Source organism: Nostoc sp. (assembly GCF_036917435.1).
Lineage (GTDB): Bacteria > Cyanobacteriota > Cyanobacteriia > Cyanobacteriales > Nostocaceae > Nostoc.
Window position 1 is genome coordinate 73,495 of the sequence record NZ_JBALDM010000008.1, and the last position, 23,057, is coordinate 96,551.

14 protein-coding genes are annotated in these 23,057 nt (G+C 42.0%); 6 read left to right on the forward strand and 8 right to left on the reverse strand.

From position 1 onward, the window contains the following. Positions 1–365: 365 nt before the first annotated feature. The 7 genes from cbiE to V7K98_RS04055 form a co-directional block, all read right to left on the reverse strand. Entirely contained in the window at positions 366–1,574 is a 1,209-nt protein-coding gene (cbiE, locus tag V7K98_RS04025; RefSeq protein WP_335019539.1) for a precorrin-6y C5,15-methyltransferase (decarboxylating) subunit CbiE, read from the reverse strand. Continuing rightward, positions 1,571–2,365, reverse strand: a complete 795-nt coding sequence (locus V7K98_RS04030) for a class I SAM-dependent methyltransferase (RefSeq protein ID WP_335019540.1) — start codon at positions 2,363–2,365, stop codon at positions 1,571–1,573. The genes cbiE and V7K98_RS04030 overlap by 4 nt, the downstream gene beginning before the upstream one ends. Before the next feature lie 256 nt (positions 2,366–2,621). Next, positions 2,622–3,830: a 4-hydroxy-3-methylbut-2-enyl diphosphate reductase gene (locus tag V7K98_RS04035; protein ID WP_335019541.1), complete on the reverse strand. Its 1,209-nt coding sequence runs from the start codon at positions 3,828–3,830 to the stop codon at positions 2,622–2,624. Between the two features lie 95 nt (positions 3,831–3,925). After that, entirely contained in the window at positions 3,926–4,783 is an 858-nt protein-coding gene (locus V7K98_RS04040; protein WP_335019542.1) for an SGNH/GDSL hydrolase family protein, read from the reverse strand. Positions 4,784–4,919: 136 nt separating this feature from the next. Further along, on the reverse strand, positions 4,920–6,344 hold the full coding sequence (locus V7K98_RS04045) for an ammonium transporter (protein WP_442940391.1): 1,425 nt from the start codon (positions 6,342–6,344) through the stop codon (positions 4,920–4,922). A gap of 488 nt (positions 6,345–6,832) precedes the next feature. Next, on the reverse strand, positions 6,833–7,156 hold the full coding sequence (locus V7K98_RS04050; protein ID WP_335019544.1) for a YnfA family protein: 324 nt from the start codon (positions 7,154–7,156) through the stop codon (positions 6,833–6,835). Positions 7,157–7,224: 68 nt separating this feature from the next. Further along, on the reverse strand, positions 7,225–7,359 hold the full coding sequence (locus V7K98_RS04055; RefSeq protein WP_335019545.1) for a hypothetical protein: 135 nt from the start codon (positions 7,357–7,359) through the stop codon (positions 7,225–7,227). Positions 7,360–7,370: 11 nt separating this feature from the next. Between V7K98_RS04055 and V7K98_RS04060 the strand changes: the two genes are divergently transcribed. From V7K98_RS04060 to xseB, 5 genes are all read left to right on the forward strand, one after another. Beyond that, positions 7,371–12,122: a GAF domain-containing protein gene (locus V7K98_RS04060; RefSeq protein ID WP_335019546.1), complete on the forward strand. Its 4,752-nt coding sequence runs from the start codon at positions 7,371–7,373 to the stop codon at positions 12,120–12,122. 273 nt (positions 12,123–12,395) lie between these two features. Beyond that, positions 12,396–12,821 (forward strand): DUF4363 domain-containing protein, encoded by a 426-nt coding sequence (locus V7K98_RS04065; protein WP_335019547.1) that lies wholly within the window; start codon positions 12,396–12,398, stop codon positions 12,819–12,821. Positions 12,822–13,161: 340 nt separating this feature from the next. Next, positions 13,162–13,437 (forward strand): peptidase, encoded by a 276-nt coding sequence (locus tag V7K98_RS04070; protein ID WP_335019548.1) that lies wholly within the window; start codon positions 13,162–13,164, stop codon positions 13,435–13,437. Positions 13,438–13,735: 298 nt separating this feature from the next. After that, complete coding sequence (gene xseA, locus V7K98_RS04075; RefSeq protein ID WP_335019549.1) at positions 13,736–15,004, forward strand: exodeoxyribonuclease VII large subunit; 1,269 nt, start codon at positions 13,736–13,738, stop codon at positions 15,002–15,004. After that, positions 14,997–15,230 carry an exodeoxyribonuclease VII small subunit gene (gene xseB, locus V7K98_RS04080; protein WP_335019550.1) on the forward strand — a complete coding sequence of 78 codons (234 nt, stop codon included), beginning with the start codon at positions 14,997–14,999 and terminating at the stop codon, positions 15,228–15,230. The genes xseA and xseB overlap by 8 nt, the downstream gene beginning before the upstream one ends. 338 nt (positions 15,231–15,568) lie before the next feature. Here the strand turns inward: xseB and V7K98_RS04085 are convergent, their stop codons facing one another. Next, on the reverse strand, positions 15,569–22,189 hold the full coding sequence (locus tag V7K98_RS04085) for an AAA family ATPase (RefSeq protein ID WP_335019551.1): 6,621 nt from the start codon (positions 22,187–22,189) through the stop codon (positions 15,569–15,571). Positions 22,190–22,608: 419 nt separating this feature from the next. On the opposite strand from V7K98_RS04085, the gene V7K98_RS04090 reads away from it, so the two are divergent. Continuing rightward, positions 22,609–23,057: leucine-rich repeat domain-containing protein (locus tag V7K98_RS04090; RefSeq protein WP_335019552.1), on the forward strand; the 449-nt coding region annotated here is incomplete at its 3' end.

Consider the following 23,057-nt stretch of genomic DNA (forward strand, 5'->3'; position numbering starts at 1 on the left):
TATGCGTAACTTATTTCTCCGTAGGAGTGTGGGCCTACGCAAAACTCATTTAATTTTGACATTTTCCAAGTCAACTAGCCCCTACGAAAATTTAACTTTTTGTCAGATTAAGTAGCACTAATCTGTGAATTGTAAGTTAATTCCACCCTAGAGAGTCTACTGACGAAAGCTTTACGTTTAAAAATCTTTTAAGGGAGTTGTCAACCGTGTAAGGGACTTCCAAATAAAAAAATATTCTAAAACTGACGCAAAAATCCTCTTGATCTCTCCTCTCTCTGTGTTCTCTGCGCGGCAGTCGCTCATGGGGGAAACCCCCAAGACTGCGCTGCCTTGCCTCTGTGGTTCGTTTTTTGGGATGATTTATATTATTTTACAACTACCAATTGCGTTACAGGTGTCATTGCCCGCCAGCCTAAAAATTTACCAATAGGTTCCGCCCGTTGAATGGCAACACGAATTAAATCGCCACCGATTCGTTCATGCCATTGGAATAAAGTTTGCTCACCCTGTACTGTCACCACATTTGCAACCAAATGCCCACCCGGCCGCAGTGCTTCCCAGCAAACATCAAAGAGTCCTGTTGCTGTAACCCCACCACCAATAAAAATGGCATCTGGTGCTGGCAGGTTTTTCAGGGCTTGGGGCGCTTTCCCTTCAATGATTTGCAGATTTGGAGTGCCAAGAGTGGCGGCATTATCGGCAATATAGAGTAGTCTAGATGAGTTTTGTTCGATGGCGATCGCCCGACACCGAGCATTACTCCGCATCCATTCGATGGAAATTGAGCCGCAACCCGCGCCAATATCCCACAACAACGCGCCCGGTGTGGGAGACAAAGCTGCTAGGGTAATTGCCCTAACTTCACGCTTGGTTAACTGTCCATCGTGGTGATAGGCGTTATCTGGTAGCCCTGGTAATCTTGGTAATAGGACAACTCCAGCATCAGCAATACAATAAACTGCGATCGCATTCAATGCCGCAATTTCAGTTTCATTCCAAGATGCAGCCGTACCTTCCACAATTCTTTCATGAGTGCCGCCCATACGCTCCAATACGGTGATTTTGCTGCCACCATAGCCGCGATTTGTCAAAATCTCCGCAACAACGGCGGGTGTGTCCTTCCCTTCGCTCAAAATCAACAGCCGCGCTTTTGGATAGATGTAAGACTGGAGTAGGGAGGATGGACGACCATTTAAACTCAAGGTTTCCACTTCAGTTAAAGACCATCCCATCCTGGCACAGGCGAGGCTGAAGGTTGAAGGCGCGGGGATAATCGTCATTTCAGAAACCGGAATTCGCCGCATTAAGGTGACACCAATGCCGTAACACATCGGATCGCCGCTTGCAAGTACGCAGATTGACTCACCCCGACGCTGAATGATTTCCTCAACTGAGGCGCTAATGGGAGATGTCCAGACTAGTTTTTCACGTCCATCGTCTGTAGGTAGCATTGCCAAATGGCGATCGCCTCCGACAATTACTTTAGCTTGAGTAATTAGGGAAAGAGCGATCGCGCTTAATCCCTGTAATCCATCTTCCCCAATACCGACGATAGAAAGCCATTTCTCTGTCATGCTAATTCATGATTAATTTTCTCGGCGATTACAAACAAATAATCTCCGTAATTGTTTTCATATTTATTAACAATATCTGTGATGCGTCCTGTGTTAATATCTGCTGCTAGCCTTTGACACCCTGCGGTAATTTCTTCTGGCGAAGCTAGCAAAGCAAAGGTAGAAATTCCAGAACGTATATTTTCATCTAAATATATTTCAGGACGATATTTACCACTATATAAAAATAGGTCTTGCAAATTTTTTGAAATAGAATAAGGTTCGATATTTACTGAATTAAAACCTGCCTCGTTGAGAGCATATCTGACCTTTTCTAAACTTGGCATCTGTTCAGCAGATTTATGTATAGCCTCTGGAAAATATTCGACTAACCAATACTTACTTATTTGCTCTGGCGTGGCTGTAAACAATACCAAATTACCAGTATTTAAAACACGATAAATTTCCTGAAAAGCAGGATTTAGTCTAACAAAATGATGTATTGCTAGCGTGCATAATACACCTGAAAAAATCTCGTCAGCATAAGGTAAAGTTTCCGCTTCGGCAACTTGCCAAGCTACAATATTACTCTTATTTGTAGCAATATCAATCATTTGTTTTGACTGGTCTACTCCATGCCAAACACCACTATGTTTTGCTAAAGCTAGTGTGTAATTCCCAGTGCCACATCCCACATCAAGATATGAAGAATCTGATTTTACCTGAAGGTGAGTAGCTAATCGGGCAGCAATTTCAGGATCGGCACGACGAGTCAAATCATAGCTTTTGCCAATTTTCTCATAAATAGCCATTTATGGAATTTCTCACAATTTTTTAAAATGGTGAACAGTTACCAGTTTTGAGGGTTTATAGTAACGAATTTAGTGCTTGAAAAATAAGGACTAAAGTCCTTACTACGAACTTTATAGCTGATATTAGTGTGATGTTTCGCCAATAAATGATTGCTAATTAAATATAGAACCTCACCTTGCCTCCGGCTTCCCTCTCCTTACTAAGGAGAGGGATTGAGGGTGAGGTTTGATCTTATATTTAATTACGCCTACCTACTTAAACCAGTGCTGCTGTTGCTTTCACAGCAAAAATCTTCTCAATTACATCTTCTACTACCTTATCTGGCGTAGAAGCACCAGAAGTAACTCCCACGACAATTTCACCATCTGGCAACCAGTTTTCTGTAGTTATTAATTGCCCATTTAATTGTCGATGTTCTATAGAATCTCCTGATTTAATCCGTTCAACGGTATCAATATGATAAGAAGGAATTCCCCGCTCAAAAGCAATTTGTTGTAACTGAGTAGTATTGGATGAATTAAACCCACCAATTACTACCATTAAATCTAAATTATGTTCTACTAACTCCAACATTGCATCTTGGCGTTCTTGGGTGGCATCACAGATGGTATTGAAGCTTTGGAAATGTTGATTTAACTCGATGGGGCCATACTTCTGCAACATAGTCCGTTCAAAAAGTTTCCCGATTTGCTCAGTTTCGTCTTTAAGCATTGTAGTTTGGTTAGCAATGCCAACTCTTTCTAAATCGCGATCGGGGTCAAATCCTGCTGAACAAGCTTTAGCAAATTTTGTCAGAAATTCTTCCCGGTTCCCACCATTGATAATATAGTCAGCAACATAATTTGCTTCTTGCAAATTCAACACAATCAAATACTTGCCAGCAAAAGAACTAGTAGCGACTGTTTCTTCGTGCTTATATTTACCGTGAATTATTGATGTATAATCGATTTTTTTGTGCTTTTCTACTGTATTCCAAACTTTAGATACCCAAGGACAAGTTGTATCAACAATTTTGCAGCCTTTGTCGTGAAGGATCTGCATTTCTTGAACGCTAGCTCCAAAAGCGGGTAATATCACTACATCACCAGTTCCAACAACAGAAAAGTCTTTATTCTTTCCTTCAATGGGAATGAATTCTACTTGCATCTCCTGCATTCGCTGATTTACAGAAGGGTTGTGGATAATCTCGTTAGTAATCCAGATTTGTTCTGTGGGGAAGTGCTGACGAGTTTCGTAGGCCATAGCAACAGCCCGTTCTACACCCCAGCAAAACCCAAAGGCTTGTGCTAGTCGGATTGTCACATCACCCCGTTGCAAGATGTAATTGCGATCGCGGATTTCCTGAATCAAGTTACTCTGATACTCAGATTGTAACTGGGTAGCAACTTCTGCTTGATGACCAAAGCCCTTGCGATTGTAATTTTCTGAATGTTGTAGGCTACGCTTAAAAGCTTTTGTATCCATTAGATTTGTCTACTTGAACCACTATTTTTTATTTTCTCGCGCCAAGCCGCGATTGATACAGAGTTGTATTCAAAGATATTACTTCTTTTTGGACTTTAGGCTTTTTTTGCTGAGGGACGTTCATGCTGAGATTTTAATTCGATTTCGCTATAAATCTGCAATGCAGAACGCCAAACTATATAGCCTTCAGGACTTAAATGTAAGCCATCAGTAGTAAATTCGCGGCGGAGATTTCCTTGCTTATCGGTAAACAAGGGATATAAATCAAGAAATTTGACATCTTTTTTGGCACTTATGCTTTGCAGTCGCTGATTCAACTCCCGAATACGACTATTGGTAACAGTTAGAAGTTTATCTCGTCCTTTCCAGGTTGCTTCTTCCGCCCCATGTGGCAAAATCGATTGGACAACAATTTGCGCTGTGGGATGCGTTTTTCGGAGGTAATTGATGATTTGTCGCTGATTATCTAAAATTTCCTCGTCGCCCACCCCCCGAATTAGGTCATTAATGCCAATCATCACAAAAATGACCTCTGGCTGGGTGCGGTCAAATATTTTCAATCTTTTCAAGAGTCCATTGCTGGTTTCGCCAGAAATCCCTTGATTGAGCCAATTTTTACCTTCGGGTAATAACTCAGGGGGAAACCACAAACTCAGAGAATCTCCCGCCAGGATGGTTAAATGGGAAGTCCTTTGGTCAGCAGCGACCTTAGCTTCTTGCTTGAGAATGTCTACCCACTCCTGGTAAGTGAGTTGGTGACGGCGACCCAAATCAGATGTAGCAATTTGGGGTGAGTTGTTTAGGCCGATTGATTCTGGGGATGTTGCTATCCCAAAAAAAGCGGTCAATTTCTGCTGTTGCCAGATTAGCAGAATGACCGCCAACATTAGGATGCCGTTGGTTAACAGCGAGAAAAATGCCCAGATAGGAAAGGTTTTAAAAGAAGTAGTCACGACTAGCGAAATTTACCAATTGTTTGAATCAAATTTTAACGCTAGCGATCGCAAATTACACAACATTAAATTGGGGAGTGGGGAGTGGGGAGTGGGGAATAGGGGAGAATAATAACTCCCTACTCCCTACTCCCTACTAAGTCGGACGATCGCCAAACTCGGAGTTGTAACCTTCTTCACCGTGTTCGTTGATATCCAAACCTTGCAATTCTGCTTCTTCTTTGACTCGCAGACCGACTGTAGCATCGATAACCTTGAGAATAATCCATGTACCAACACCTGCGATCGCATAAGCAACGGCAATTGCTGCTAGTTCAACTCCCAATTCACCAAAATTACCACGCAGCACTCCATCTTTACCTCCGCCGTTGACTTGAGTTGTGGCAAAGATGGCCGTTAAAATTGCCCCCACTGTCCCACCAACGCCATGCACAGGATAGGTGTCTAAAGCATCGTCAATTTGCAGCTTATGCTTGAAACTCACGGCATAGAAGCAAACCAAGGCGGTGATGAAACCAATTAAAATCGCTGATAGCGGTGTCACAAATCCGGCGGCGGGAGTGATGCCTACTAAACCAGCAACGGCTCCTGTCGCTGCTCCCACGGCTGTAGGTTTACCCCGTAAAACTGCTTCTAAAATTAGCCACATTAAAGCTGCCGCCGCCGCCGCCGTATTGGTGGCAACAAAGGCTGTTGTTGCTAAATTTGTTGTTACGCCACCAGAAGTTCCACTGGCAACAGATAAGGCACTCCCAGCGTTGAAACCGAACCAACCAAACCAGAGTAAGCCAGCACCCAACAAAATGAACGGAACATTGTGGGGCGGACTAAGGCGATCGGGATGGGTTTTTCGAGGGCCAAGGACGATCGCTGCTACTAGAGCAGAAACTCCAGAACTAATATGAACTACTGTGCCACCTGCAAAGTCCAGCGCACCTAATCCACCATATAAACCCAAGAATCCACCTTTCGCCCATACCATGTGGGCTAGGGGGGCGTAAACAAAAGTTGACCACAGCAGCACAAACAGCGAATAGGCGCGGAAACTCATCCGCTCAACCAGCGCCCCAGAAATTAAGGCTGGGGTAATAATGGCAAACATGGCTTGATAAATCATGAATGCCTGGTGGGGAATCGTTCCGGCATAGGAGACGACATCAGCATATTTGGGGTCTGTGGCTTTGAGCGCATCTTCATAAGGTAGATGCGGCAAGTAGCCTTGAGTCTCTAAACCGACACCATTCAACCCAAACCATTGCAATCCACCGATGAATGGCAACCCTGGCGCAAAAGAAAGACTATAACCCCAGAGAATCCAGGTAACTCCCACGATCGCCATTAACACAAAGCTCATCATCAATGTGTTTAGAATATTGCGCGATCGCACAAATCCACCATAGAAGAATGCCAATCCTGGTGTCATTAACAGCACTAGTGCTGCTGAAATCAGCATAAATGCCGTATCTCCAGTATCAGCAGGAGGTACAGCAGTTGGTGTTTGGGCAAATGCATTGCCCATCAACGGCCCCCCTAAAAACATTAGGGTGATAGCCCCAATCATCACAATTTTGTTCAACACTTCTTTATCTTCCTAAGCACCAATAATTTGTATACTTAATTACATTTGATTACTTTTAGTTATACATTTTTGTCTTTAAAGTTACTTAACTTTAATTTTCTGGAAATGTTAACAAAAATATAATCCTGATTGTAGTTGCCAAGATTGAAATCAGAGTGTGGCGATGCAATCCTTACATCTTTTTTTTGAAGAATATCATTTTATTCAACCGCTACAAAATTCCCAATTTTTAGTTACCTGTTGTTACAAACCAAAATACTTGTGAATTATCACAAGTATTGTAAATTATCAGAGAATTTCCACCAATCTGTGATGAATTCTCTTTACATCTCCCAGATAATGGTGTAGATATCTGTATAATTGCTTCTTAAAGGTTAGTTGCTAAAAAATTTTGCGATTTTGCATGAGGCTATTATCTGTTTAAAAGGGAATAATATAATTATTGGTCGAAAATAATTTAGTAATTTTACTTAAGTTCTGGGTGCAAACATGATAATTAAAACACTCACTAAAGCTAAACATGCTCCTATGAGGTCGTAGCGGTCTGGAGTTACACCGTCTACCTTCCAACCCCAAAGCATTGCTATTGCGATAAACACACCGCCATAAGCCGCATAGACTCTGCCAAAATTTGCCGACTGAAAAGTTGCAATCACTCCATACAAAGCTAAAGCAATTCCTCCCAATATGCCCCACCAAAAAGGCTTACCTTCTCGCAACCACAACCAAATTAGGTAGCCGCCCCCAATTTCAAATAAACTAGCCCACAAAAAATACAGCAGAGACTTAATCATTTGGCTGATTTGTTCATAAGATCGAAGTCAGTGAAATTACGCTAACGCTTTTAACTAAACTATTGTCATTAATTAAAGTAAGTTTGTTGAATTGGGAATTGGGAATTGGGCATTGGGCATTGGGCATGGAGCGTTATTTCCTTTCTCCCTGCTTCCTCAGCCCCCAGCCCCTCTGCTTCTTCCCCGTTCCGCAGAATGTACATAAGGCTTAAGGATGAAAGCACCATTACCTGATAACGAAGCACAGAGAATCGAGACACTTTTGGAGTATAAAATTCTCGACACACCATCTGAAGCCGCTTTTGATGACCTCACCCATTTAGCCTCGTATATTTGTCAGACTCCGATTGCCTTAATTAGCTTAATTGATACAAATCGCCAGTGGTTCAAGTCAAAAGTCGGTTTAGATACCCTAGAAACACATCGAGATATAGCATTTTGTAGCCATGCTATTTTACAGCCTGACGTTTTTGTTGTACCTAATGCAACAGATGACGAAAGGTTTGCCACCAACCCACTGGTTACATCTGATCCAAATATTCGATTTTATGCTGGTGTACCTCTGACTAACCCTGAAGGATACGCTCTAGGAACTCTGTGTGTGATTGATTATATCCCACGACAACTTACTCCAGAGCAGATAGAGGCATTACGAGCATTAAGCCGTCAAGTCATCAAGCAACTAGAATTGCGCCGAAACTTAGCAAGTTTGGTACTTGTTACCAAAAAAAACAAACAGGTGCAGAACCTAAGCAAACAATTTTTCAAAAAGATTGCAGCAGGCTTTGGTGTAGCGTCGGTAATTTTAGTTTTGATTGGTGTGGTTTCCTATCAAAATACAACAGTATCTACTCGCAACCGCACTGCCATAAAAAATACTTATCAAAAAATTAACAGTTTAGAACAACTACTATCTCAAATAAATAATGCGGAGACTGGGCAACGTAATTACATTATTACTGGAAAACAAACTTATCTAAAACCCTATCAGGCATCCGTTGCCAACCTTGATCAAGAAATTGCCAAATTAAAGAATTTAACCACAGATCAACTAAAACAACAAAAGCAGATTGCAAGACTTGAATTTCTGATCGCGGCTAAATTTACTGAACTAAACCAGACTATCAATTTACGCCAAAAGAAGGGAGCAGAGGCGGCGTTACAGGTACTAGTGACAAGTAAAAGTCAAAATCTTATGGATGATATCCGTAAGACGATCGATGAGATAGAGAACGAGGAAAGGGAGCGGCGGCGGCAACTGTCACAAACAGCACAAGCCTGGACTCGCAAAACAACTATGGCAATTGCGATCGCTATTTGCCTAAGTTTTATCGTTCTTGCTGTAGTTTACTACTTCATCTATCGTGAGGTAACAGAGCGCAAAAGGGCAGAAGAAAGCTTAAATCAAGAACGGAACTTTATCTCAACAGTTCTTGATACAGCCAGTGCCTTAGTAATAGTTCTCGATTCTCAAGGAAAAATCGTTCGTTTCAATCAAGCTTGTGAGCAAATAACGGGTTACTCCTTCGATGAAGTCAGAGGTAGGTATTTCTGGAACTTGTTCCTAATTCCTGAAGAACTGGAGTCAGTCAAAGCAGTTTTTGAGGAATTGCTAACTGGTAGAGGCTTTCTGGAACATGAGAATCACTGGGTAATGAAGAATGGGAGTCGGCGATTAATTGCCTGGTCGAATACCTTCTTAAAAGACTATGAAGGATCGGTGGAATACATTGTTGGCACTGGCACTGACATCACCGATCGCAAACGAGTACAACAGCATTTAACTGTACAATATGCTGTAACCCGCGTTTTGGCAGATTCTACCACAAGCAAGGAGGCTAAACCCCGAATTTTGCAAGGAATCTGCGAGAGCTTGGGATGGGATTTAGGTGAAATTTGGATGGTCGATCAGCAAACAAATGTGCTGCGTTGTCTTTGCATTTGGCATCAAGCATCCCTGGAAGCGCAAGAATTTGAAACACTGAAGGGGAAAACCACCTTTATAGAAGGAATTGGGCTACCTGGGCGTGTCTGGGCTAGTTCTGAGGCTGTTTGGATCGCTGATGTCGTTAACGATCTGAATTTTCCTCACTTCAAAATCGCGGCTAAAATAGGACTACACACAGCTTTCGGTTTTCCGATCCGCACTGGTAACAACATCCTGGGCGTGATTACCTGCTTCAATCGTGAAATTAAACCTCATGACCAAGATTTAATCAACACGATGAATTCTATTGGTGAGCAAGTCGGTCAATTTATCCAGCGTAAGCGGGCTGAAGAAGAATTACAACGCCAAAACTTGCGATCGCAACTTTTCACCGAAATCACCCTCAAAATTCGCCAATCTTTGCAAATCGAAGAAATTCTCGAAATCACTGTCAAGGAAGTACAAAAGATTCTCCAAACTGACCGAGTTTTGATCTATCAGTTTTTACCAGATGAGTCTGCAACCACGGTTGTTGAAGCCGTAACTTCTGGCTTACCAGCAATCAAAGAGGAAAACATCACCGCCCCTTACTTGCAAGCAGAATACCTGCAACAGTACTATCTACAGCAGTACCGTCAAGGAAAAATTTTAGGACTAGCTGAGTTAAATTTACTCGAAGTCCAACAAAGTGACCTGAAATTAATCCAACAGTTTGGGGTGAAAGTCAACTTTGTTGTACCTATTTTGGTCAAAGAAGAACTTCGCGGTTTGCTAATAGTCCACCAGTGTGATGATTCTCACCAATGGTCTAGTTTTGAAACTCATCTCTTGCGGCAAATAGCCGACCAAGTAGGTATTGCTTTAGCCCAAGCTCAACTTTTAAAAGCAGAAACTCGCCAGCGACAAGAACTTGAAATTGCCCGTCGCCAAGCTGAATTAGCTTCTCAGACTAAAAGTGCTTTTTTGGCAAATATGAGTCATGAAATTCGCACTCCCATGAATGCTGTATTAGGGATGACCGATTTGGTATTAGATACTCCCTTAAATCCAGAACAACGAGATTTTATTGAAACAATTCGGATTAGTGGAGATGCCCTTTTAAGTTTAATCAACGAGATTTTGGATCTTTCTAAACTTGAGGCGGGAGAGATGACTCTCGAAACTCTAGATTTTGACTTATCCACTTGTGTTGAAGAAGTGGTAGGATTATTAGCTCCATCAGCCCATAGTAAGGGATTAGAAATTGCTGCACTAATCGATCGCAACGTCCCTAACCACCTCAAAGGCGATGCTAGTAGGTTACGGCAAATTCTAATGAACCTAATCAGCAACGCTATCAAGTTCACTAGCTTTGGTGAAGTCGTAGTCCAAGTAGAATTGCGATCGCCCTTGGCAAAACCATCCCTTTCTTCCACTACAGCTACTATCCATTTTGCCATCATAGATACAGGTCTAGGTATTAGTCCTGAAGACCAACGCAAACTCTTTACGCCATTTACCCAAGTGGATGCTTCTATCACTCGCAAGTATGGTGGTACCGGTTTAGGATTAGCCATCTGCAAAGAACTGGTGACTTTGATGGGAGGAGTCATTGGGGTAGAAAGTCAGATGGGGAAAGGATCTAAGTTTTGGTTTGAGATCCCCTTTGCCAAACAACTTGAGCCTGTTTTGCCAAAAGATGATGGCTTGTCTGCGACATCTTCTACCAACGATAATAGCGATCGCGGACTTTTGAACAATCGCCGCTTATTAGTGGTGGATAATAATGCTACTAATTGCAAAATCATCTATCATCAAGCTACTGGTTGGGGAATGCAAGTAGATCAAGCTGACAGTGTTGAAGCTGCACTCATTGCGATTCAGGAAGCTTGTGAACAGGGGAATTCTTATGATGTCATCTTGGTTGATATGCGAATGTCTCAAACTTCTGGCATGACTTTAGAAGGACAAATTAAAGCCAATTCTGCAATTGCTCAAATCCCTTTGATTGTAGTCACCTCTATCGATCAACGCGCCCAATTGCAACGGGCAGCCAAAATAGGATTTTCTGCTTATTTAGTCAAACCCGTCAAATCCTCTCGACTCCTCGATACGATCGTGACTATTCTAAAAACTCAGCCGAAACGACAAGCAGGGGCTAAAGGAAAAATACTAGAGGCTACCAAAGAAATTTCAAGTACAGAAACTTCCAGCATTTTTACTTCCTCTTACCCTCATCCCTCTACTCAATCTAAGTTAAGAATTCTCTTAGCTGAAGATAATTTGGTGAATCAAAAAGTGGCTTTAAAGCAACTCCAGAGTTTGGGCTACAAAGCTGATGTTGTTGCCAATGGACAGGAAGTCTTGCAGCTATTAGAAAAAATTCCTTACGATTTGATTCTAATGGATTGCCAAATGCCAATTCTCGACGGGTTAGAAACCACAAAAGAAATTCATCGTTGGCAAGAGGATGCTTTTGCTCTGCGTCGTCGTCCTGTGGTGATTGCGATGACGGCTAATGCAATGAAAGAAGACGAGCAAATGTGTCTCAATGCCGGAATGGATGACTATCTGAGTAAGCCAGTATTTAAAGAAAAATTGGCTGCAACTCTAGAGCATTGGACAGGTGTTATCGGCTCAAAACAAGACCCAGTTATTGATGAACAGACGGTTTCCACCACAAACAACGACACATCTAACTTAGCAATTGATTGGGAACATTTGCATCGGATATCAGGAAATGACTCAGAATTTGAATTAAATCTATTAGAAGTATGCCTTGAAGATATTAAACCCCGGCTAGAGATAATTATTGCTGCGATCGCATCTCATGACTTTAGGCAAATTCTGCGAGAAACTCATCATCTCAAAGGTGCTACTGCCAACATTGGAGCCACAGCTATGTATATAGTCGCTGATAAACTAGAAAAATTAGCTTACCATCAAGACCTTAGAGAGGCTAATAACTTAATTTTAGAATTAAAAGAATTTGTCAACTCTATTCAAGAAATTTTACCAATAAAGAATTCAGTAGGACTTACACAAAACCATCCGCAGTAGTGGCAATTCATGAATTACCACTACTATTATTTGTGTAAGTCATGAATTGGACAAAATATTGCAGATTGCAACAGGCGTGAGGTACAGATCATCATAGGGGCACAACATGTTGTGCCCCTACCCGTGTACTTCATTTACCTGGAATACGCTGTATTGTAATATTGACAGAGAGAAAAGTTTGCACACCATCTCGCGTCTCCATCCAGCAACTTTAGCTGATATAGTAGCTGATACCGTCATTAGTTGGCGGTTTATGATTATTCAAGAGGTTTTATGAAACGCTTAATCTACATTATCCCTGTTACTGCAATTAGCTTACTAACATTGGTAGGATGCAACAGCGATCAAAAATCTGCTACCCAGACTCCTGCTACCACTGAAAACACTGCGGCGACAACAGTATCTAAAACTCCTGGTGCTACACAGGGAGGTTTTGATACTTTGGTCGGTGTCGTTAAAAATACAAAAACTGCGGTGCAAGCCGGAAACTTTGACAAAGGCCAACAGGAATTTAATAAGTTTGAAGACTCTTGGTCTAAGGTTGAGGATGGTGTCAAAACTAAATCTTCAAAAACCTATAATGTCATTGAAGATGCTGCAACCCAAGTGAAAGGTTCGCTGAAAGCAAAAGATAAAGCGAAATCTCTTAAGGGGTTACAAACACTTGAGACAACTATCGCCACTGCTTCTAAAAAGTGAGACAGAACTAACTTGAAGAAGAATTCAGAATTCAGAATTCAGAATGGGCTAAACGCCCCGCTATCGCTAACAGGAGTCAGAATCAAGACGCTCGTTCGCTCTTAGCGTCTCCCTTTGGGAGATGACTCGCTATCCGCTTTTTTGGTCAGAATTCATTCTGTTAGCGGATAGCTATGGTTTAGCCCATCCTGACTTCTCACTCCTGAATTATGTTTCGATAAAGCAGGAGTCAAAATACAAGAGACATCAGGAAAAAAGTCTTTATATCTGGGTTTGAGACAAATACTTCTGTACCTATCAAGTTGCAAACTGCTATAGTTTCCACTGGAGATTTTGGATAATGCGTTCATTTCGCAAGTACCACCGGACTCTGGCGATTATTTTGGCTTTACCGCTTGCTGTAACATTGTTAACTGGTATTGCAGCTACCCTAGTAGGTGAGTGGTCAGCTAACATCGGAGTTCCGCGTAGTCTACTACTTTCAATTCATCGTGGTGAAATCTTGGGTTTAGGGGGAATCTACCCGATTTTGAACGGACTAGGACTATTAGGGTTGTTGGTTACTGGGTTAAGTATGACTAGTTTGTTTGGTAGGAAAAAACCAAAATCTGAGTAAGGATTAGTTAAAAGCGATCGCAATAAGTGTAATTAAGGTATGATTCAATCTCTCCACTGCTGCAAAACTAATTGCGGAAGCAGTTTCTAGCATTTGGCGTTGAAGCTAATTTCTGTTTTCGTTAAAAATGCTAAAATCGCTCCACCACGAATGCTTTCAGGCATCTTTGATGATCTTTTTTTAATTAAAAGTTAAAAATTAAGAAGAATAATAATTTTTAATTAATTTGGGGTACAGAGCAAATACTCATTGCAATTTTTAATTAATAATTTTTAATTTTTAATTGGAGCGAAGCGACTTGACTTCCGATCTTCCCGACTCACTCACTCTCAATACTGCACTTTCAGTTTCTGGATTAACTGACTATATCCGCTTGCTGTTAGAGCAAGATGAACAATTACGGCAAGTTTGGGTAACTGGCGAAGTTTCCAGTGCTAATCATCATCGCAGTGGTTTATTTTTTACGCTGCAAGATACCGATCGCACCGCCGGAATTAAATGTGTGGTATGGAATAGTCAATTGCCAAAACTCGCCCAAATGCCAGTTGCTGGTGAGCAGATAATTATTTTGGGTAGTATTCGCTTATATCCACAACGCGGAGAATATCAACTGTCAGTTTGGCAAACTTTACCTGCTGGTGTTGGTTTACAGGCGCTACGCTATCAACAACTCAAAAATCGTTTGCTGGCTGAAGGGTTGTTCGACGCGCAAAGAAAGCGATCGCTCCCCATCCATCCCCAAACCATCGCTGTTGTCACTTCTCCAACGGCTGCGGCTTGGGGGGATATTCAAAAAACCCTGAAGCAAAGGTATCCAGGTTTACACGTTTTATTTTCTCCGGCGACAGTACAAGGTGAACAAGCGCCTGAATCTATCGTCAAAGCAATAGATCGGGTGGAAAGAGATGGACGCGCCGAAGTGCTAATTTTATCGCGGGGTGGTGGCGCGGTGGAGGAGTTAGCTTGCTTTAATGATGAACGAGTGGTGCGATCGCTTGCTAGTTGTTCTATTCCGGTAATTACTGGTATCGGCCATCAACGAGATGAATCTTTGGCGGATTTAGTTGCAGATGTCTGTGTGCATACACCAACTGCGGCGGCGGAACGTGTTGTACCAGCACTTTCAGAGTTGTATACTGAACATCGGCAGCGAGTTGTGGCTTTACATGAAGCGGTGCATGACTCTTGGGAAACGGCTGAGAATAAACTTCAAGGTTTGCGGAATCGTTTGCGGCGTTTGCGGTTAGATCGGCAAGTGCAGCAGGAGTTGGCAAAGTTAGCTTGGAAACGTCAGCATTTGGTGCAAATTACCACGGGGCGATCGCAGCAAGCAACGCAGCATTTAGAATTATTACGGCAAAAGTTGGCAACTCTTGACCCGAAAGCGGTGTTACAGCGTGGTTATGCGGTGGTGAGAAGGGAAGATGGGGCGATCGCTCGTTCGGCGGCACAGTTGGCTGTGGGGGAAGATTTAGTGATTCAGTTGGGGCAGGGTGGGGTTAAAGTGAAGGTTATGGAAGTAAACGAACCGCAGAGGCGCAGAGGACACAGAGAGTTGAATGGTTAAACGTAAAGGTGCTTCTAGTTCTGATTCGATGGAAGGTTGGAATTATGAGGCGAAGGTTGCTGAGATAGAGGGGATTATTACTCGCATTGAGGCGGGTGAGTTGGAATTGGAAGCGGTATTCGATCAGTTTGCCAGTGCTGTTGAGTATTTACGTCAGTGTGAAACTTTTTTACAGCAGCGACAGCAACAGGTAGATTTGTTAATTGAAACTTTGAGTGAAGAGTAAAAGCAAGAGTCTTTAAGGTGAGTTTAACTTATATCAATTCTTTATGAAGATGCACCAAACTATATGAGGAACGAACCGCAAAGGACGCAAAGGACACAAAGAAAGAAAAAAGAAGCCAAGAAAATTTGGCGCAGCCTCATAAAAAAATGGTATTAGGAACAAGAATTAAATAACATACAGTTTATGTCCCTGGCTTACCTCACCCTCAATCCCTCTCCTTATAAAGGAGAGTGAAGCTAGAGACAGGATGAAGTTTTGCATTTTATTTAATCCACGTTCCTTAGTCAGTTAGTTCAAACGACAATTGCACTCGTATTAAAACCCTTACAAATGACCAATCAAAATTGGCAAATTGGAATCATAATAATGAATGTGGCTCCCTGCCCTAGTTCAGAAACACACTGCAATGTGCCTTTGTGTTTTTCAGCCACAATCTGATAACTAATAGAAAGTCCCATTCCTGTGCCTTTACCAACAGGTTTTGTCGTAAAGAATGGATCAAACAATCGTTGCTTGACATGAGCAGGAATTCCGAGGCCATTGTCTGCGATTTTAATGACAACTTGTTTGCTTTCTACCAAAGCAGTGGAAATCGTAATGGTAGGAGTTAAGAGTTGGTGTTGAGTGTTCGTTTCTTCTAGGGCATCAATGGCATTGCTCAAAAGATTCATAAACACTTGATTGAGTTGGCCAGCATAGCATTCGACTAACGGTAACTCTCCATAATCTTTGACAATCTCAATATTAGGAGAGTCAGATTTAACTTTTAGCCGATGTTGCAGAATCATCAGTGTACTGTCAATGCCCTCATGAATGTTGACTTCTTTCATCTCGGCTTCATCCATGCGGGAGAAGGTGCGTAGAGAGACAACAATTTTTTGAATGCGTTCGGCTCCAACTCGCATGGAAGACATAAGTTTGGGTAAGTCTTCTAGGATAAACTCCAAGTCCATCGCCTCGACTTCTTCTTGAATTTCAGAATGGGGGGTTGGGTAATGTTTCTGATAAAGTTCCAGGAGTCTCAGTATATCTTTGGTGTATTCATTGGCATGGCTAAGATTGCCGAAAATAAAATTGACTGGATTGTTGATTTCATGGGCAACACCTGCCACCAGTTGCCCCAATCCTGACATTTTCTCAGCTTGGATCATCTGCATTTGGGTATGCTGGAGTTCTTGTAGGGTTTGCTCTAGTTCTACTGTGCGTTGGTTCAATTGGGCTTCGGCGCGTTTGCGTTCACGAAGTGCAGCTTTTTGTTCGCTAATATCGTGGATATTGCCAAGAATCACCGTTTCACCATCCAGAATAATTCTAGTAAGCGTGATATCGGTATCAAAGACTGTACCATCCCTGAATTTTTTACTTTTCCACTCAAAGTTAACGGTTTCTCCAGTTAATGCCCTTGCCCAAAAGTCTGGAGCAAGGTGAAAGGGATTATCGGGTGCAGAACAGTGTTTCAAGACAGAGATTCGTGTAATTTCCTCTTTGTCTAGTTCATAGAGCTTTAAGGCCGAATCGTTAGCATTTAAAATCACACCATTCAAGTCATGAACAAAGATGGCATTATTAACGTTATTAAAAATGGTGCGGAGATTTTTCTCAGAAGTTTGCACAGCAGCTTCAGCACGTTTGCGATCGCTAATATCAAAGGTTGTGCCAATAACTCGGTAAATCCGCCCGTCGGCATTCTTGAGTGGATTGAAGTTCACAAACCACCAGGTTTCTTGCCCATTAAGGGTTAGACACTCCTCAAAATAAAGGGGTATTCTCGTTCTGGCGCACTCAACAAATCTTTGTTGCACAATCTCGCCCTCAACTGGCCCAAACACTTCAATGGGCGTTTTACCTATGACATCAGCACTACGAATTCCAGCCGCTTGTTCCGCAGCAATGTTCCATCCGGCACAATGGAAGAGATGATCGTCCAACACATCCACAACAAAGATGATCATTTCAGCTCCGTTGTAGATGCTGTTCAGAAACTGCTCTTTTTCTTGTAGTTGCTGCTCTGCTAGTTTGCGATTGGCAATATCACTCAAAACCCCATCCCAGACAATCGAGCCATCGGCTTGCAGTTCTGGCCGAGATGCACATTGAATCCATTTGATCTTGCCTGAAGCAGTCACAATTCGCCACTCATGACTAAAAGGCATTAACATTCGAGCCGAATCAGCAATTAAATGTTCTAGGGTTGAGCGATCGTCTGGATGCGTCATGAGGTGAAGGTTGTGTGCCCCTGCCATCACTGCCCTTGGATCGACCTCATAGAGGTCATAGCAACCCGAACTGACGTAGGGTGTTGAGAAAGAACCATCGGTAGCCACACGGAACTGGTTTACCATCCCAGGAACATTGTCAACCACCTTCTGAAAACGGGCTTCACTGGCACGCAGTTCTGTTAGTGTTTGTTGTGCCTGCTCAAAGAGACGAGCATTTTCTAGGGAAATGGCAGCTTGTGTACATAACAGGTTAAGTAGTTCAACGCGATCGCTAGTAAATGCCCCAGTCGTCAAGTTATTCTCCAAATAGAGGATACCTGTGAATTTACCCCGGTAGAGAATCGGACTACATAAGATGCTTTTTGGCTGTTGGCTGAGAATGTAAGTATCGCTGGCAAAGGTTGGATGAGTAGTCGCATCTGCCAACACCACAGGTTGTAAGGAATGTTTGACGTGATAAATCAGTCTCAGAGGAATATCCTCACTTTCCTCCACTGGAGTTCTTTGGAGAACGATGGGTTGAGTATTAACGCTAACAGTCCCTTTAATTAGCAAGCGATCGTCCCGCAGCAGCATTAAAACGCATTTTTCTGCCCCAGCATTTTCAATCACGATCTGAAGCAGGATCGTTAGGAGTTTTTCTAATTCAATTTCATCAGAAAGAGTTTGAGAGACTTTGAGAACGGTTGCTAGATCGAGCGATTCTGTAATACTGCTTGAGCTAGAAGTTTCAGTAGAACGAAAAACTGGGGCAAAAATGGTGTCCGATGGCGTAATTGAAGGTTGTCGTTGTTGGATAATTGCAGCCAAAAGCTGAGGATAGCGATGCTCCAAATCAGCAACTTTGGCTTTAGCTCCCCAACGTGCGTAGCAGTAGTACGCTTCTTGCATATATGCTTGGGCAAGTTTTTCTTTGCCCCATTGGAGGTAGAATTTGCCTGCTAATTCGTTGCTTAATGCTTCTTCTTGAATATATGCATTTGCTTTGGCGGAAGCAATGGCGCGATCGTAGTAATCCATTGCTTCATACATCTGCCCCAACACCCGATATCGCTCTGCTTCAACCAAATAAAATTTGTGTAAATGGTTTTTAGGTGCATGGTTTGCCCATTCTTTCAGTTTCTTTTGATTATCAATAACTTCTTGGGGCAAACTATTATCTTCCCTACCTTGGGCGTTGGGTAACATAGCTAGATGGGTTAATGAATCGTAAAAGTGAAACACCGGAATCATGAAACAGCCGGATACACCATTCAAATATTGTTTGGCATCAACTGCCACTTTTATCGCTTTCTCCCACTCATTGAAGAAGTAACAAAGAATTAGTTTATTGATATACAGTGTTCCCATTGCATAAAGATCGTTAGCTTGTTTATGCTTGGGCAACATTATTTCTTCGTCATAGACTACACCTTTAATTTCCCAAGGACACTTACTTTGTCCAAGTAAATTTAAGACAGATTGGTAAAAAATTCTCAGATAATTGTGAGCAACTTCCTGTTTAAGTTGAGCTAATGCCTGACTGTAAACCTTCATCTCTGGTTCTAGAATTGACAAATCTTTTCCGAGAAAAAAGGACAGCGAACAATAATTGTAGGCATTATAAGCAGCATATTCTAAAGTGCCCGTCTCCACACCGCTATGGTATCCGTCGAGCAAAGGAGCGAGTGAATCTTGAATATGATGTTTCCAAGGCTTCACAAAGGGATAAACCATATTAATCGTGCTGGCTTTAAATTCTCTACTCTCGAAGCGTGATAGTAGTCCCATTGCCAGTTCACCAATGCGATCGCCTAAATCTATTTCTCCAATACCACACAGAATGACTCCATACCAAGCATAAGCCTGTGCTGATACCGCAGCATTACCATAAGCAACCGATAACCTCACCTGCTTACACACGATTAACGGCAGTAATTCTGGAACCGCTTGATAGACTGCTGCTGTCACAGTCGCTAAAATTCGGATCTCTGCCAAAGCTTTCAAGTCTTTCATCTCAGGCAGTTCCAACAAATCTTCTAAATCTTTTTCTTTTAATACATCTTGAGTTTGTTGTAAACTCTCAGAAATATCTGCGTTAGTTGGCTTTTCTGGAAACGACACTCCAAATAATTTCAAAGCAGAAAGAGCGGTTTTAATGGCTTTGGGCTGCTGACTCTGGGCTACATAAGCCAAAATTCTTACTTCATAAACCTTCACTTTGTCTAGTAATTGACGAGCATTTTGCACTACCTCATCAACTATCTGCTCCATTTGCCGAAAGTAACCACTCAAACAGGTTAATTCGGCGGCTAAACTATAGAGAGCCAACGCCAAATCATAGTGTTGCTGCCAACAACTTGCTGTGAGAAGTTCTATTCCTTTTGTAGCGTATTCAATTGCTGCGACGTAAGCGGTTGCAGATTTTGCTTTTTGAGCAGCTGCTAGATTGAGCTTTGCTAATTTCTCTCGTTCAGTTTCTAAGACAATTAAATCGACTCCTTTATTTAATTGATTAACAATCTCGAAGATTTTCTCTTCTTTTTCCCTCTCGTTCATTACACTTAAAAGCAATTGCCCAATTTTTAAGTGCATCAGTTGCTTTTGATTATCGGGGATAAGCGAATAAGCAGCTTGCTGGACGCGATCGTGCAGAAACTTGTAGAAAACAATCATTTTTTCATCAGTTAGTGCTGCTTGGATCTGTCCATTTTCCTCAATCAGGAACTCTGATTTTGACTGATAAAACTTGTAAATATCATTACTGGGAATCACTAATCCTTCTTGAAGGGCTTTCCACAAGTCAGTAGCAGTTTCAGCTTGAGACTTTTCATAGACAATTGCCAGTGTTGCTAAATCAAAAGAGTTACCAATGCACGCTGCGAGTTTCAAGACATTTTGAGTAGCAACTGGCAACTTCTGCAACTGCATTGCCATGAACTCTACCACATCATCTCTGAGAGAGAGCGATTGTACATAACTAATATCACACTGCCAGTGCCCAACTTCAGGATCAAACTCAATGGCTCCCTCTTCATGTAGTGCCTTAAGAAACTGTGTGCTGAAAAATGGGTTTCCTTGGGTTTTTTGATAGACTATATCTGTCAAAGGTTGTGCGATCGCTGCTGAACATTGCAATGTATCTGTAACCAGCAAATTTAAACTTTCTTGACTTAAGGGAGCTAGTGTGATTGTGTTTACCGTAGTACCAGTTTTCTTTATTTCTTCTAACGTCAATATCAACGGATGAGCGGGTGACACCTCATTATCACGATATGCACCAATCAATAACATAAAGCCGCTTTCTCTCTGGCCGATCAACACCTGAATCAAGTTCAATGATGCGGAATCTGCCCACTGCAAATCATCCAAAAACATCACCAAGGGATGTGTGACTGTGGTGAATACTTGAATAAATTTTTGGAACAACAGATTAAAACGGTTCTGGGAAGCATTACCTGAGAGTTCCACCACTGGGGATTGTTGCCCAATAATCTGCTCTAATTCAGGAATTACTTCAATAATTACTTGAGCATTTTCCCCCAAAGCTGTCAGAATCCTGTTCTTCCATTGCTTTAACTGGGTGTCACTTTCGCCTAATAATTGCCCCATTAAGTCACGGAAGGCTTGGACAAAGGCACTCAGGGGAATGTTGCGGTTGAACTGGTCATACTTGCCTTTGATAAAGTAGCCTCGTTGTCGGACAATAGGCTTATGTACTTCATTTACTACTGCCGTTTTACCAATGCCGGAGAATCCCGCCACTAACATGAACTCCGATGCACCATTGGCAACCCGCTCGAATCCTTCTAGTAATATTTTAACTTCTTGCTCCCTGCCATAGAGTTTTTCTGGAATTGCAAAGCGATCGCTTATATCTCTCCCTCCAATCGGAAAATCCTCAATCTTCCCGATTTCGTTCAGTTTTTCTATGCACAGATGCAAATCATGTTTTAGTCCCAACGCACTTTGGTAGCGATCTTCGGCATTCTTCGCCATCAATTTGTGAACAATCTTTCCTAGAACCAAAGGGATCTCAGAGTTGATATCGCACACATTAGGAGGAAGTTTTGCAATATGACAATGCACCAACTCCATCGGATCTTGAGAATCAAAAGGCAGTTTTCTTGTCAGTAGCTCAAAAAAACTTACTCCCAATGAATAAAAATCACTGCGATAGTCAATCCCCCGATTCATGCGTCCCGTCTGTTCTGGTGATAGATAAGCCAGAGTCCCTTCCAGAACATTGGGATTTTGAATTTCGGTGGTTTCTCTGGGTAATAAAGAGGAGATGCTGAAGTCTATCAGCTTTAAAACCTTGGTGTCTGGATGAATCAGGATATTAGCAGGTTTAATATCTTTATGAATTACCCGTTGTTGATGTAACTGGTGCAGAATATCTGTCAGTTGTAGGGCTATAATCAGAAATTGCTCTAAGTTTTGTGGCTGTTCCTTACTAAATTGCCGTAGTGATATGCCACCAAAATCTTCCATCACCAAAGCATACCCATTATGATACGGTTCTAGACTGTAGGGCTTAATAATTCCAGGAATATCTAAGTTTTTGGCTAGGGAATATTGGTTGCGAAACTGTACTAGTTCGCTGAAGGTGGGGTACTCCCGTTTTAAAAGCTTGATTACAACTGCTTGGTTATCTGCTTCTCTGACTGCCCGATATACGAGTGTGCGTGAACCTGAATATAGTTGCTCTCTAATTTGGTAGCCTGCCAGTGTTACAGTTATATCCACTTTTGCGCTCATAACTTTTGCGGGGAATTTTTCTAGTCAGCTTAGAATTCCCTATAGGACATCTTGTGTAACAAATTTTGGCAATTATTTACTTTGAGAAACTGCACGTTAGCGATCGCTCGTTTGGCAACTGAATTAGCTGTGGGAGATGATTTGTTGATTCAACTGACAAGTTAGGGCTTTCCAAGAAATAAATTATCCATTTGTGGGATGGGCAAGATGCCCATCCCTAATATTAGGACGGGCAAGATGCCCATCCCACAAGACAATTTGGGATATTTTTTTATTTGTCAGTCCCTTAGCACTCGCGCGATCGCTTTTCCTATCATCTCAAGGCACGATTGCTAACAAGTGATAATTTAGTATTTTTCGCTAATTAGTTAAGATAATCTTCATCAATCTTCTTTCCTTTTACCCTTCTCCTTGGAATTATGACGCAGGATGAATTGTTGGTACTGATAGATCGCGCCGTGGTTGAGGGTTGGCGAGAGTTAGACTTGTCGGGGCAGGAGTTGACTGAGTTACCTGTAGAAATTGGTAAGTTGCAGCAGCTTGAGTCTTTGATTTTGGGAAAGAAAGTTGAAGGTTATGAAGAAGTGAGAGGCCGCGTTCTCGAAAAGATTTCAGGCAACAATTTAAAAACGCTTCCACTCGAACTATTGGGTTTGCCTAATTTGCGTAAGTTGGATATTAGTGGCAATCCTTTAGAGAACATTCCCGATGTGGTAACGCAAATACTACATTTAGAAGAACTTATCTTAATTCGAGTAGAGCTAACTGAAATACCAGAGGCGATCGCTAAATTAACCAATCTGACGCAGCTTCACCTCAGTGACAACCAAATAACCCAGATTCCAGAGGCGATCGCTAAATTAACCAA